The organism is Arsenicicoccus sp. UBA2120 (assembly GCF_002330965.1).
In the GTDB taxonomy this organism is placed as follows: Bacteria; Actinomycetota; Actinomycetes; order Actinomycetales; family Dermatophilaceae; genus Arsenicicoccus; species Arsenicicoccus bolidensis.
In genome coordinates this window covers 1-13,236 of the sequence record NZ_DCYC01000047.1, presented here as the reverse complement: position 1 = coordinate 13,236, position 13,236 = coordinate 1, and the positions used below count along the sequence as shown (strand labels likewise).

General features: G+C 72.2%; 11 protein-coding genes. 10 read left to right on the top strand and 1 reads right to left on the bottom strand.

Annotation, left to right across the window (positions count from 1 at the left end; translation table 11 throughout):
• Positions 1 to 88: 88 nt before the first annotated feature.
• Entirely contained in the window at positions 89 to 1,264 is a 1,176-nt protein-coding gene (locus B2P18_RS06810) for a glycosyltransferase family 4 protein (protein WP_286957395.1), read from the bottom strand.
• Between the two features lie 155 nt (positions 1,265 to 1,419).
• Between B2P18_RS06810 and B2P18_RS06805 the strand changes: the two genes are divergently transcribed.
• From B2P18_RS06805 to B2P18_RS06760, 10 genes are all read left to right on the top strand, one after another.
• Complete coding sequence (locus tag B2P18_RS06805) at positions 1,420 to 2,529, top strand: mannose-1-phosphate guanylyltransferase (protein ID WP_029212076.1); 1,110 nt, start codon at positions 1,420 to 1,422, stop codon at positions 2,527 to 2,529.
• A 96-nt stretch (positions 2,530 to 2,625) separates the two neighbouring features.
• The gene (locus tag B2P18_RS06800; protein ID WP_029212077.1) at positions 2,626 to 4,230 is read left to right on the top strand and encodes an acyl-CoA mutase large subunit family protein; all 1,605 of its coding nucleotides are present in this window, start codon (positions 2,626 to 2,628) and stop codon (positions 4,228 to 4,230) included.
• 103 nt (positions 4,231 to 4,333) lie between these two features.
• Positions 4,334 to 5,578 (top strand): amidohydrolase, encoded by a 1,245-nt coding sequence (locus B2P18_RS06795; RefSeq protein ID WP_286957386.1) that lies wholly within the window; start codon positions 4,334 to 4,336, stop codon positions 5,576 to 5,578.
• A gap of 139 nt (positions 5,579 to 5,717) precedes the next feature.
• Positions 5,718 to 6,770 carry a BMP family lipoprotein gene (locus B2P18_RS06790; protein WP_019284183.1) on the top strand — a complete coding sequence of 351 codons (1,053 nt, stop codon included), beginning with the start codon at positions 5,718 to 5,720 and terminating at the stop codon, positions 6,768 to 6,770.
• Between the two features lie 187 nt (positions 6,771 to 6,957).
• Positions 6,958 to 8,613, top strand: coding sequence for an ABC transporter ATP-binding protein (locus B2P18_RS06785; RefSeq protein ID WP_240483985.1), 1,656 nt, complete (start codon positions 6,958 to 6,960; stop codon positions 8,611 to 8,613).
• Positions 8,610 to 9,731 (top strand): ABC transporter permease, encoded by a 1,122-nt coding sequence (locus tag B2P18_RS06780; protein WP_029212080.1) that lies wholly within the window; start codon positions 8,610 to 8,612, stop codon positions 9,729 to 9,731. The genes B2P18_RS06785 and B2P18_RS06780 overlap by 4 nt, the downstream gene beginning before the upstream one ends.
• Positions 9,728 to 10,999, top strand: coding sequence for an ABC transporter permease (locus tag B2P18_RS06775; RefSeq protein ID WP_286957364.1), 1,272 nt, complete (start codon positions 9,728 to 9,730; stop codon positions 10,997 to 10,999). Before B2P18_RS06780 ends, B2P18_RS06775 begins: the two co-directional genes overlap by 4 nt.
• Positions 11,000 to 11,004: 5 nt before the next feature.
• Positions 11,005 to 11,418 carry a cytidine deaminase gene (locus B2P18_RS06770; protein WP_019284179.1) on the top strand — a complete coding sequence of 138 codons (414 nt, stop codon included), beginning with the start codon at positions 11,005 to 11,007 and terminating at the stop codon, positions 11,416 to 11,418.
• 1 nt (position 11,419) lies between these two features.
• Entirely contained in the window at positions 11,420 to 12,214 is a 795-nt protein-coding gene (locus B2P18_RS06765) for a nucleoside phosphorylase (protein ID WP_286957356.1), read from the top strand.
• Between the two features lie 143 nt (positions 12,215 to 12,357).
• Positions 12,358 to 13,029, top strand: a complete 672-nt coding sequence (locus B2P18_RS06760) for a hypothetical protein (protein WP_286957351.1) — start codon at positions 12,358 to 12,360, stop codon at positions 13,027 to 13,029.
• Positions 13,030 to 13,236 lie beyond the last annotated feature (207 nt).

Genomic DNA, 13,236 nt, shown 5'->3' with positions numbered 1-13,236 from the left:
TTCCGGAGGGCCAGGATGGGGCGTTCGTGGGCTGGGAGCTCACAAAGGTGCGTTCCGGACGCCCCGCTGGACGGTCGAGCGGCGGTCGTCAGGCGGCGGAGGCGCGGTGGCGGGCGATCGCGTCCTCGTAGTGTCCGACGAGCTGGTCGACCAGCGCAGCCCAGGACCGCGGCTCCACCTTGACGAGCCCGGCCGAGCCCATGGCCTCGCGCAGGGCGGGGTCCGCGACGAGGGTGCGCACGTGCTCGACGATCGAGCGGGGGTCCGCGGGGTCGAAGAGGAACCCGGTCGTGCCGTGGTCGACGAGGTCGAGGGGGCCACCCATGGCGGGGGCGACGACGGGCAGCCGGCAGGCCGCCGCCTCCTGCAGCGTCTGGCCGAAGGTCTCGCGGGTCCCCGTGTGCGCGAAGACGTCGAACGCCGCGTAGGCGCGAGCGAGGTCGTCGCCCGAGCGGCGCCCGAGGAAGACCGGGGGCAGGTTGGGCCGCCCCGGGCTGCCCGCCACCGCTTCGCTGAGCTGCTCGGCCAGGGCGGTGCGGGACGGTCCGTCGCCGACCAGCACGATGCGCGTGCCCGGGATCGTGGCGACGTCGACGAGGCGGTGGATCTCCTTCTCGGGGGCGAGGCGCCCGACATACCCCACGAGCACCTGGCCGTCCGGCGCGAGCGCCCGGCGCAGCGCCCGCGACCCGGCGTCCTCGCGCCACTCGGGGCGGAACAGGCCGGTGTCGACGCCGCGTCCCCACAGCCCGGTGCGGGGCACCCCGTGCGCGCGGATGTCGCTCAGCGCGGCGCTCGAGGGGGCGAGGGTCAGGTCGGCGAGGGAGTGGATGCGCCGGATCCAGCGCCAGGCGGCCTTGGCGGCGGCGCGGCCGGTAGCGGCGCCGGCGACGTTGCCGTGCTGCTCCAGATAGCTCGGCATGTCGGTCTGGTAGATCGCGACGCACGGCAGCCCCAGCCGGTCCGCGGCGGTCAGGCCCCTCGCCCCGAGCACGAACGGCGACGCCACGTGCACCACGTCCGGCCGGAACTCCCGCAGCACGTCCTCGATCTCGCCGGTCGGCAGCCCCACCTGGAACTGCCGCACCGGGATGCTGGTGACGGCTCGGACGGGGAACCCGGCGTAGCTCTCGGGGGCGGGGGAGGGGGCGATGACGACGGCGTCGTGCCCGGTCTCGCGCAGGCGGTCCAGGACCCGGCAGACGCTGGTGGTCACCCCGTTGAGCGACGGGAGGAAGGACTCCGTGACGATCGCGATCCGCACGTCCTCACCATCCGTGACGTCGGTGAGGCGGGGGAGACGGGGTGGGGTGTGTCGGGTGGCGCTCAGGTGTCCTTCGGATGACGGCCGGTATGCCGACCCGCCCGATCCTGGGGAAGGGGTGAGGCGCGGGGCGCGCGTTGGATAGCGTGTCACCCATGTCTGCCGAGGCCACCGATCCCCGTCTGTACTGCGTGATCCCCGCCGGTGGTGCCGGCACCCGCCTGTGGCCGCTGTCGCGGTCCGGGCGGCCCAAGTTCCTGCACGACCTGACCGGTTCGGGGCGCTCGCTGCTGCAGTCGACCTACGACCGGTTGGCGCCGCTGTGCGACGGCCGGGTGCTGGTCGTGACGGGGGCCCGCCACGAGGCGGCGGTCGCCGCCCAGCTCCCGCGCGTCGCCCCGGGGGACGTGCTGGTCGAGCCGGGTCCCCGCGACTCGATGGCAGCCATCGGGCTCGCCGCCGCGGTGCTCGAGCGCCGTGACCCCGACGCGATCCTCGGGTCCTTCGCGGCCGACCACGTGATCGAGGGCGAGGAGCAGTTCCACGCGTGCGTGAGGGAGGCCGTCAACGTGGCGGCCCAGGGCTACGTCGTCACCATCGGCATCGAGCCGACCTATCCCGCAACGGGTTTCGGCTACGTGCGGGAGGGAGGCGAGCTTCACGTCGAGGGCGCCCCTCGGGCCCGCCTCGTGTCGGAGTTCGTCGAGAAGCCCGACGCGGGCACCGCTGCGGCATACCTCTCTCTCGGCACCTATCGGTGGAACGCCGGCATGTTCGTCGTCAAGGCGTCCGTGCTGCTCGACCTGCTCGCGGAGTACCACCCCGAGCTGGCGGCCGGGCTCCGCGCGATCGCCGCGAACCCCTGGGTGCTCAACCAGACGTGGAAGGAGCTCGACAAGATCGCCATCGACCACGCGGTGGCCGAGCCGGCCGCCGCCGCCGGTCGCGTCGCCGTCATCGCCGGCGACTTCGGCTGGGACGACGTGGGCGACTTCGACTCCCTCGCGGGCCTGCTGCCGTCGGCGGGCGAGACCCCCGACCGCCAGAACGTCGCGGTGCTCGGCCCGGCCGACAACGTGCACATCCGCAACGCCTCGGGGGTGGTCGTCAACCGCTCCGGCCGCCAGGTGGTGCTGCTCGGCCTGGAGGACGTGGTCGTGGTGGACACGCCGGACGTGCTGATGGTGACCACCCGGCGCCAGGCGCAGGACGTCAAGTCGATCGTCGAGCTGATGAAGGAGCGCGGCTACCCCGAGCTCACCTGAACCCCACGCCCTCGCCGACGTCCTTGCCCGCAGCGGCGGCGCGTTAGTGCGGGGGTGCGCGCGACCGGCAGGGACCGCACGACTAGGGTTTGAGTCATGGCTGACAGCACCGACAAGCCCACCGCCCGCACCGAGTCGGACCTGCCGCTGGAGGCGGTCTACGACGCGTCCTCGCTCCAGGGCTTCGACCCCGACGACAAGCTCGGCAGGCCTGGGTCCTACCCGTTCACCCGAGGCGTCTACCCGACGATGTACACCGGCCGTCCGTGGACGATGCGCCAGTACGCCGGGTTCGGCACCGCCAAGGAGTCCAACCAGCGCTACCACGAGCTGGTCAACGCCGGGACCGGTGGTCTCTCGGTCGCCTTCGACCTGCCGACCCAGATGGGCTACGACTCCGACGCGCCGCTGGCCAGCGGCGAGGTCGGCAAGGTGGGCGTCGCCGTCGACTCGCTCGACGACATGCGCGTGCTGTTCAACGGCCTGCCGCTGGACAAGGTGTCGACGTCGATGACGATCAACGCCCCGGCCTCGACCCTGCTGCTGATGTACCAGCTGGTCGCCGCCGAGCAGGGCGTCGCCGCGGGCCAGCTCACCGGAACGATCCAGAACGACGTGCTCAAGGAGTACATCGCCCGCGGCACCTACATCTACCCGCCGGCCCAGTCGCTGCGCCTGATCTCCGACATCTTCGCCTACTGCAACAAGGAGATCCCCCGCTGGAACACGATCTCCATCTCGGGCTACCACATGGCCGAGGCGGGGGCCACGCCGGTGCAGGAGATCGCGTTCACGCTCGCCAACGCCAAGGCCTACGTCCAGGCCGCGATCGACGCCGGTCTGGACGTCGACGCGTTCGCGCCGCGCCTGTCCTTCTTCTTCGTCGCCCGCACCACCCTGATCGAGGAGGTCGCCAAGTTCCGCGCGGCCCGGCGCATCTGGGCGCGGATCATGCGCGACGAGTTCGGCGCCAAGAACCCCAAGTCGCAGATGCTGCGCTTCCACACGCAGACCGCCGGCGTGCAGCTGACCGCCCAGCAGCCCGAGGTCAACCTCGTCCGCGTCTCGTTGCAGGGCCTGGCCGCCGTTCTCGGCGGCACCCAGTCGCTGCACACCAACTCCTTCGACGAGGCCATCGCCCTGCCGACGCAGAAGGCCGCCCGCCTGGCCCTGCGCACCCAGCAGGTCATCGCCTTCGAGACCGACGTCTGCAAGACGGTCGACCCCTTCGCCGGCTCCTACGTCGTCGAGTCCCTCACCAACGAGATCGAGGAGGCCGTCTGGGAGCTCCTCAAGAAGGTCGACGACCTCGGCGGTGCCGTGCCCGCGATCGAGCAGGGCTTCCAGAAGTCGGAGATCGAGCGCTCGGCCTACGCCACGCAGCTGGAGACCGACTCGGGCGAGCGGACCGTCGTGGGCCTCAACAAGTTCACGATCGACCAGGAGGAGCACTACGACCCGCTGCGCGTGGACCCGCAGATCGAGGCTGACCAGTGCCAGCGCCTGGCGGACCTGCGCGCCGCCCGCGACAACGCGGCGGTCGAGGCCAAGCTCGACGCGCTCCGGACGGCGGCCGAGGGCACCGGCACCAACCTGCTGCTGCCGATGAAGGAGGCCCTCGAGGCCAACGCCACCGGCGGCGAGGTGTCCAACGCCCTGCGCGACGTGTGGGGCCAGTACGTCCCGCGCGACGCCTTCTGACCCCCACGCCGACCGTCACGCTGACCGTCGCGCTGATCACCGACGGGTCCTGGATCCGGCCCGCGACCTGACTCGGAACCCATGCGCGGTAACCTTGCCGCCCATGGGCTCCGAGCACGTTCAGCAGGTCGCACCCCCGAGCGATGCGCAGGTCGTCGACCAGCTGCGGGCCGACATCTCGGCTGCCGTGGACGCGCTGGAGCCGGAGCTCATCGAGGTCCGCCGCGACCTGCACGCCCACCCCGAGCTGGGCTTCGCCGAGCAGCGCACGACCACGCGGATCTCCCAGCGGCTCAAGGCCGAGGGCCTGCGGGTCACCCCCGTGCACCCGACCGGCCTGGTGGTCGACCTCGGCCCCGCGGAGCCCCGTCGGCGGATCGCCGTCCGCGCCGACATCGACGCCCTCCCGCTGACCGAGACCTCCGGACTGCCCTACGCGTCCGTGACCGGCGGCGCCTGCCACGCCTGCGGGCACGACGTGCACACCACCTGCCTGCTCGGTCTCGCCCTCGCCCTCGCGCCGCACCAGGAGTGGTTGCGGGAGCAGGGGTATGCCGTCCGCCTGCTCTTCCAGCCCGCGGAGGAGGTCATGCCGGGTGGGGCCCACGCCCTGGTCGCCGCAGGCCACCTCGAGGACGTGGACCAGGTCTTCGCCCTGCACTGCGACCCGGGCTCCGACGTCGGTCAGGTGGGGTTGCGCACCGGCGCGATCACGGCGGCCACCGACGTCCTGACGGTGCGCCTCACCGGAGCGGGCGGCCACACCTCGCGGCCGCACATCACCCAGGACCTCACCTATGCCCTGGCCTCGGTCGTCACCGGGCTGCCGGCCGCCCTGTCCCGGCGCGTCGACCCGCGCGCGGGGCTGGCCCTGGTGTGGGGGTCGATCCACGCAGGGGAGGCCGGCAATGTCATACCCTCGACCGGCACCGCGTCGGGCACGCTGCGGATGCTCGACGCCGACGTGTGGGACTCGATCGGCCCGCTGGTGGACGACCTCGTCGGGCACCTCGCGGCGCCGTACGGCGTGGCCGTCGAGATCGACCACCGTCAGGGCGTGCCGCCCGTCGTCAACGACGCCGACGCGGTGGCGCACCTGGTCAGCGGCGTCACCACGATGGTCGGGGCCGACGCCGTGGTGCCGACGCCGCAGTCGCTGGGCGGCGAGGACTTCTCCTGGATGCTGCGCAGCGTCCCCGGAGCCCTCGCGCGCCTCGGCACGCGGACGCCCGGCGGCACGACCTACGACCTGCACCGACCCGACCTGGTCGTCGACGAGCGGGCCATCGCCGTCGGCGTGCGGACCCTGGCCGGCACCGTGCTGTCGGCCCTCGTCGCGACGCCCTAGACGCGCCGCGCCGGCCGTGGTGGCCCACGCGGCCACATAACAGTTCGTCACCGCTTCGGCGCACTCGGGGCAACCCGGCGTCGGCCCGCCGGAGCCGCGGTCTAGGGTTTGCTCATCCGTTCCAACGAAGGAGTCACCCTTGATCCGCATCGTCAAGGTCGCGACCGCGCTCACGGCCGCCTCGCTCGCCCTCGCCGCCTGCGGCAGCCCCAACGACACCGAGTCCGGCTCGTCCGGCGGCCAGTCCTCCGGCGCGGCCGGTGGCTCCGCGATCAAGGTCGGCATGGCCTATGACGTGGGCGGCCGTGGTGACCAGTCCTTCAACGACTCGGCCGCCAAGGGTCTCGACGAGGCCAAGGCCCAGCTCGGCGCCCAGACCAAGGAGTCCGTGGCGACCGCCGGCGAGGCCGAGTCCGCCCGCGAGGAGCGACTGCAGCAGCTGGTCGAGGCCGGCTACACCAACGTGATCGCCGTGGGCTTCGCCTACGCCCCGGCCGTCAAGAAGGCCGCTGCCGACAACCCCCAGGCCAAGTTCGCGCTCGTCGACTCCACCGACGCCAAGGGCGCCAACATCCAGAACATCGTGTTCTCCGAGCAGGAGGGCTCCTACCTCGCCGGTGTCGTCGCGGCCAAGAAGTCCAAGACGGGCAACGTCGGCTTCGTGGGCGGCGTCCAGACCGACCTGATCAAGAAGTTCGAGGCGGGCTACGTCGCCGGCGCCAAGGCGACCAACCCCAACATCAAGGTGCAGGTCAAGTACCTCACCCAGCCCCCGAACTTCTCCGGCTTCGCCGACCCGGCCGCCGGCAAGACCGCCGCAGAGGGCATGCTCTCCGCGGGTGCCGACGTGATCTACCACGCCTCCGGCGGCTCCGGCTCCGGCGTCTTCACCGCCGTCAAGGCCAAGAACGCCATGGCCATCGGCGTCGACTCCGACCAGGCCAAGACCGCCCAGGCCGACGTCCGCGACGTCATCATCACCTCCGTCGTCAAGCGCGTCGACGTGGGCGTCCTGGAGTTCATCAAGCAGGTCAAGGACGGCAACCTCAAGTCCGGCGAGGCCGTCTTCGACCTCAAGTCCAACGGTGTCGAGCTCGCCACCACGGGCGGCAAGATCGACAACCTTAAGGCCGAGCTCGACAAGGCCAAGACCGACATCGTCTCCGGCAAGATCGTGGTCCCCACCAAGTGACCGGTCTGACCTGACCTGATCGACCCTCGCAGCACCTCGCACGCACGTATGCCGCAGCCCGGCCGCCAGACGGACACCCCGACGGCGGCCGGGCTTCGGCATACGGGGGAGGTCCGCGGTCCATCGATCTGGACCCCGTGATCACCGACGGTAAGGTGATGCGGTCAGCCGCCACGTCCACGACGACGTGACCGAGCAAGGAGCGTGCACCATCGGAACTCCACCCACCTCGACGAGCGCAGACGCGCCGCCCGCCGTCGCCGTCCGCGGGATCACCAAGAGGTTCCCGGGCGTGGTGGCCAACAAGGACATCACCTTCTCGGTCCGCAAGGGCAGCATCCACGCGCTGGTGGGGGAGAACGGCGCGGGCAAGTCCACGCTGATGAAGATCCTCTACGGCGTGCAGCGCCCCGACGAGGGCACGATCGCCATCGACGGCCGCGAGGTGACCTTTCACGGGCCGAGCGACGCCATCGCCGCCGGGGTCGGCATGGTCTTCCAGCACGTCAAGCTCGCCGACAACTTCACCGTGACCGAGAACGTCGTGCTCGGCGCCGAGAAGCTCCACGGCATCGGCGACGGGGCGCAGGCCGAGATCCGGCGCATCTCCAAGGAGTACGGCCTCGGCGTGGACCCGGAGGCGCTCGTCTCGGACCTCGGCGTCGGTGCCCGCCAGCGCGTCGAGATCCTCAAGGTCCTCTATCGCGGCGCCCGCATCCTCATCCTCGACGAGCCCACCGCCGTGCTCGTGCCGCAGGAGGTCGACGAGCTCTTCGACAACCTCAAGACCCTCACGGCCGAGGGCCTGACCATCATCTTCATCTCGCACAAGCTCGACGAGGTGCGCGCCGTCGCCGACGACATCACCGTCATCCGCCGCGGCACCACCGTGGGCAGCGCCGACCCGCGCACCGTCACCTCCCGCGAGCTCGGCGAGCTCATGGTCGGTCGCGAGATGCCCAGCCCGCAGACGCAGGAGTCCACGGTCACCGACCGCGCCGTCCTCGTCGTCGAGAACGTCCGCCTCGAGCGGCCCGGCGGGCGCGACGTCCTCGACGACGTGTCGCTGACCGTCCACGCGGGCGAGGTCCTCGGCATCGCCGGCGTCGAGGGCAACGGCCAGGACGAGCTGGTCGAGGTCATCATGGGCATGCGCGACCCCTCCGCCGGGCGGATCTATCTCGGCGGCAAGGACATCACCGACTGGCCGACGCGGCGCATCCGCGAGGCCGGCGTCGGCTACGTCCCCGCCGACCGCCACCGGCACGGCCTGCTCCTCGAGGCGCCGCTGTGGGAGAACCGCATCCTCGGCCACCAGACCCAGGCCCCCAACGTGTCCGGACCGTTCATCAACGCCCGCGGCGCCCAGCGCGACACGACGCGCATCGTCGAGGACTACGACGTGCGCACGCCGTCGATCCACGTCACCGCCGGCTCGCTGTCCGGCGGCAACCAGCAGAAGCTCATCATCGGCCGCGAGATGGCCCACGAGCCGCGGGTGCTCGTGGCCGCCCACCCGACCCGGGGCGTCGACGTGGGCGCGCAGGCCGCGATCTGGGACCACATCAAGCAGGCCCGGCACGAGGGCCTCGCGGTCCTGCTCCTCACCGCCGACCTCGAGGAGCTGCGCGGCCTGTCCGACACCATCCGCGTCATCAGCGAGGGCCGCCTGTCCGAGGAGCTGCCCCCGACCACGTCCCCGGGTGACCTGGGCGCCGCGATGACGGGCGGTTCCGGCATACCGGACCACGTCCCACCGACCGAGCCGACCCGCACGTCCGGGGCGACCGGCGCCACCCGCGCCGACGACCACTCGACCCACCAGCAGGAGCCCACCCGATGAAGGTCTCGCCCCGCGCCGTCCTGCTCGCGCTCGCGGCGCCGCTGCTCGCCATCGTCGTGGCGTTCGTGATCACCTCGCTGGTGCTCGTCGCGGCCGGCGACCCCGTGGGGGCCGTCTGGACCGAGCTGCTGCGCCAGCCGAGCCCCCGACTGATCGCGCGCATCGTCAACGGCGCCATCGTCTACTACCTCGCCGCGGTGGCCCTCGCCATCGGCTTCCGGATGAACCTGTTCAACATCGGCGCCGAGGGGCAGTACCGCGTGGCGGTCTTCGCCGCCGCGGTGTTCGGGGCGCAGGGCTACCTGCCGGGCTGGGCCAACGTCATCGCCACCACGCTGGTCGCCATGCTCGTCGGCGCCGGCTGGGCCGCGATCGCGGGCTACCTCAAGATCAAGCGCGGTGTCTCCGAGGTGATCTCGTCGATCATGCTCAACGCCATCGCGACCAGCGTCGTGGCCTTCCTGCTGACCAAGGCCCGGGACAGCTCAGCCGGCGCCGGCAGCAACGTCACCAACACCAAGCCGCTGCCCCAGGACTCGTGGGTGCCCGGCCTGCAGATCATCAGCGGCACGACCACCAAGGTCTACGGCCTGCTCGTCCTGGCGATCGTCGTCGGCCTCCTCTACTGGCTGGTCCTCGGCAAGACGCGCTTCGGCTTCGACCTGCGCAGCGCCGGCCAGTCCGAGACCGCTGCCATCGCGAGCGGCGTCAACGCCCACCGGATGATCATGTCGACGATGATCCTGTCCGGCGCCATCGCCGGCCTGATCGGGCTGCCGCTGCTGTTCGGCCAGGACCACGCCTACGGCACCAACTTCCAGCCGGGCATCGGCTTCGCCGGCATCGGGATCGCCCTGCTGGGGCGCAACCACCCGATCGGCATGGGCCTGGCCGCGCTGCTGTGGTCCTACCTCGACCAGCAGGGCAACGGCCTGCAGATCAACGCCGGCGTCTCCTCCGAGCTGGTCTTCATCATCCAGGGCGTCATCGTCCTCGCCGTCGTCATCGCCTACGAGCTGGTGCGGCGCGCCAACGTCCGGCTCGAGCAGGCCAAGGTCGCCCGCGACCTGGCGGCGCAGCAACCGACCGCACCTGCCACCCAAGGAGCCAGCGCATGAGCACCACCGGTGTCGCCCCCGTGACGGACCGGCCGGACCGGCGCAGCTCGGTGCCGCGCCGTCGTCGCCGCCTGTCCGGACTGCAGATCGCCGGGCTGGCGCTGCTGGTCCTGCTGTTCGTTTCGGTCCTGCGCGTCGTCACCGGCGAGAACGACCTCGCCTCCTCCGGTGCCCTGGCTGCCGCCCTCGGCCTCGCCGTCCCGATCGGCATGGCCGGTCTCGGTGGCCTCTGGTCGGAGCGGGCCGGCGTCGTCAACATCGGCCTCGAGGGCATGATGATCCTCGGCACCTGGGGCGCCGCCTTCTTCGCCTGGCACTGGGGCGCCTGGGCCGGCATCGTCGGCGCGGTCCTGCTCGGCATGATCGGCGGCGCGATCCACGCCCTGGCCACCGTCGTCTTCGGCGTCGACCACATCGTCTCCGGCGTGGCCGTCAACCTCATCGGCATGGGCGGCGCCAAGTACCTCGCCGCCCGTGCCTTCACCGGCACCCCCGGCGGTGGCGCGACCCAGTCGCCGCCGCTGCCGCACCTCCCGGACGTCACCGTCCCCGGCCTGTCGCCCGCGCTGACCTCGCTGGAGGGCAAGCACATCTTCTTCGTCTCAGACGTGGCGGGCGTGCTCGCGGCCTTCGTGACCAACCTGTCCGTGCTGACGATCATCGCGGCGCTGCTGGTGCTCGTGTCCTGGTGGGTGCTGTGGCGCACCACCTTCGGCCTGCGCCTGCGCTCGTGCGGCGAGAACCCCTGGTCCGCCGAGTCGCTCGGCGTCAACGTCTACCTCTACAAGTTCCTCGCCGTGCTGATCTCGGGCGGGTTCGCGGGGCTCGGCGGCGGCTTCCTCGCCCTCGTCGCGGCCAACGTCTTCCGCGACGGGCAGACCGGTGGGCGCGGCTACATCGGCCTCGCCGCCATGATCTTCGGCAACTGGCGGCCCGGGTCCCTCGCGGCCGGGTCGCTGCTGTTCGGCTACTTCGACGCCGTGCAGCTGCGCGGCGGCGCGGTGCACGCCCTGCTGCTCGTCGTCGGCCTGCTCCTCGTGGCCTTCGGGGTCTGGCAGCTCCTGCGCCGCAACCTCCTCGGCGGCGTCGTCGCGATCGTCATCGGTGTGGGCCTCGGCTGGTCCTTCTTCGCCACCGACACCGTGCCCGGCGAGCTCACCAGCGCCGCCCCCTACATCGCCACGCTGCTCGTGCTCGGCCTCGCCTCCCAGGCCTTGCGGATGCCCGCGGCCGACGGCGAGGTCTATCGCAAGGGCGAGGTGGGATGAGTCGTATGCCGTCCCGCGCCGACGACGTCGACTGGGACGCCCTGCGCGCGGCCGCCGTCAGCGTCATGCGGCAGGCATACGCGCCCTACTCGTCCTTCCCCGTCGGGGTGGCCGGGCTCGTCGACGACGGCCGGGTCGTCGTGGGCTGCAACGTCGAGAACGCCTCCTACGGGGTGGGGCTGTGCGCCGAGTGCGGCATGGTGTCGGCGCTGCACGCCTCGGGCGGCGGACGGCTCGTGGCCGTGGCCTGCGTCGGGGCGAACGGCGCCCCGCTCATGCCCTGCGGCCGCTGCCGCCAGCTGCTCTGGGAGCACGGCGGCGCGTCCTGCCTGCTCGAGACGCCCCTCGGCGTGCTGCCGATGAGCGAGGTGCTGCCGCAGGCCTTCGGCGCCGAGGACCTCGACCGGGCAGGGGAGTGACGTGACCGAGCCGATCCTGCCCGTCGACCTGCACCTGGCGAGCGACCTGGACGAGCCCGGGGTGCTCGAGCCGTCCGCCCTGTATCCCCGCCTCCCCGACGGCGAGGTCCCCGACGCCGCCGTGATCTGCTTCTTCCCTGAGACCGTGCGCGCGATCGGTGAGCGCGAGGGCTCGGAGCTCGCGTTCCGCTTCACGTCGATCATCGGCGGTCAGCCCTGCTACGTCCGTGAGGTGGCGGGGCGCCGGGTCGCGTTCTTCTTCCCCGAGATCGGGGCGCCGCGGGCCGTCATGTTCCTCGAGGAGGCCATCGCCCGGGGCATCACGCGATTCGTCGCGGTCGGGTCCGCCGGCGTGCTCCTGCCCGACCTCGTCATGGGCCACCCCTTCGTCGTGACCTCGGCGTTGCGTGACGAGGGCACGAGCGCCCACTACGGGGCCGTGGGGCCGGTCGTCGAGGCGGGGGCCTCCGGCATACGGGCCTGCATCGACGCCCTCGACGCGGCGGGCGCGCCGCACGAGACCGGCCTCACCTGGACAACCGACGGCATCTATCGCGAGACCCGGTCCACCGTCGCGCGACGGATCGAGGCCGGGTGCGCGGTCGTCGAGATGGAGGCCAGCGCGTTCCTCGCGGTGGCGGCCCACCGCGGCGTCGAGCTGGGACAGATCCTCTTCAGCGCGGACTCCCTCGCCGGCGAGGCGTGGGACCACCGCGGCTGGGTCACGGCGGGCGACGCCCACGAGCAGGTGTTCTGGATCGCCATGGACGCCGCCGCGCGCATGACAGCCGGCTGAGCCGCACCTGGCAGATCGCTCCCGGTCCGCCTCCGCGCCCAACCGACCGGACCTGCAGCGACGTCGGAGGGAGTGCACCGGGAACGCATGGGGTAAGACCCTCGTTGCTCGGACAGGACGACCGACGACACACGGGAGTGACCATGGGATTCCTCGACCGACTGCTCGGCCGCACGCCGCAGCAGGGGCTGCAGCAGGGCTACCAGCAGCACCAGCCGCAGTACGCCCCGCCGCCCGCCGGCTACGACCAGGCGCCCCAGCCGGGCGAGCCGGCACCGGGACAGCCGGGCCAGGTGGGCCAGCCTGGGCAGACCGCCCAGTCCACGGAGGACCAGCAGGCCATCGAGCGCTACCGCTACCTGCTGCGCACCGCCCCGCCGGAGAAGGTGGAGCAGGCGCATGCCGAGGCCTTCGCCAAGCTGACGCCCGAGCAGCGCCAGCAGGTGCTGACCGGCCTGTCGCAGTCCGGCGAGACGCCCGCCGGCGACGACCCGCAGTCGCTGGCCCGCGCGGCGACCCGCGCCGAGATGCGCCAGCCGGGGTTCATGGAGCGCACCTTCGGCGGCGCCGGCGCCGGCGGTGGCCGCGGCGGCATGGGCATGGGCGGCATGGTGATGGGGTCGATGCTCGGCTCGATCGCCGGCGTCGTGGTCGGCACGGCCGTGGCCGGCGCGCTGATGGACGGGTTCGACGGCTTCGGTGACGGCGGCGCGGACCTGGCCGGCGGCGACTTCGGTGGCGACGCTGGCGGTGACGGCGGCGGCTTCGACGGGTTCGGTGACTTCGGGGACCTCGGCGGCGGCTTCGACTTCTGATCGTTGCGCACGCTCGTCGCCCGCTCCCAGCACACCTGGGGGCGGGCGACAGCCGTATGCCGGCCGCCCGCCGCCATCCCGCGCCGCCATCCGACGCAACGTGACCCGTCAGGGCAGGTCCGCAGGCGACCCCGCTCCACGCCGGAGTTCTCCCGACGCAAAGTGACCCGTCAGGGCACGCCCGTGCCGCGAGACCCCCGATACCCG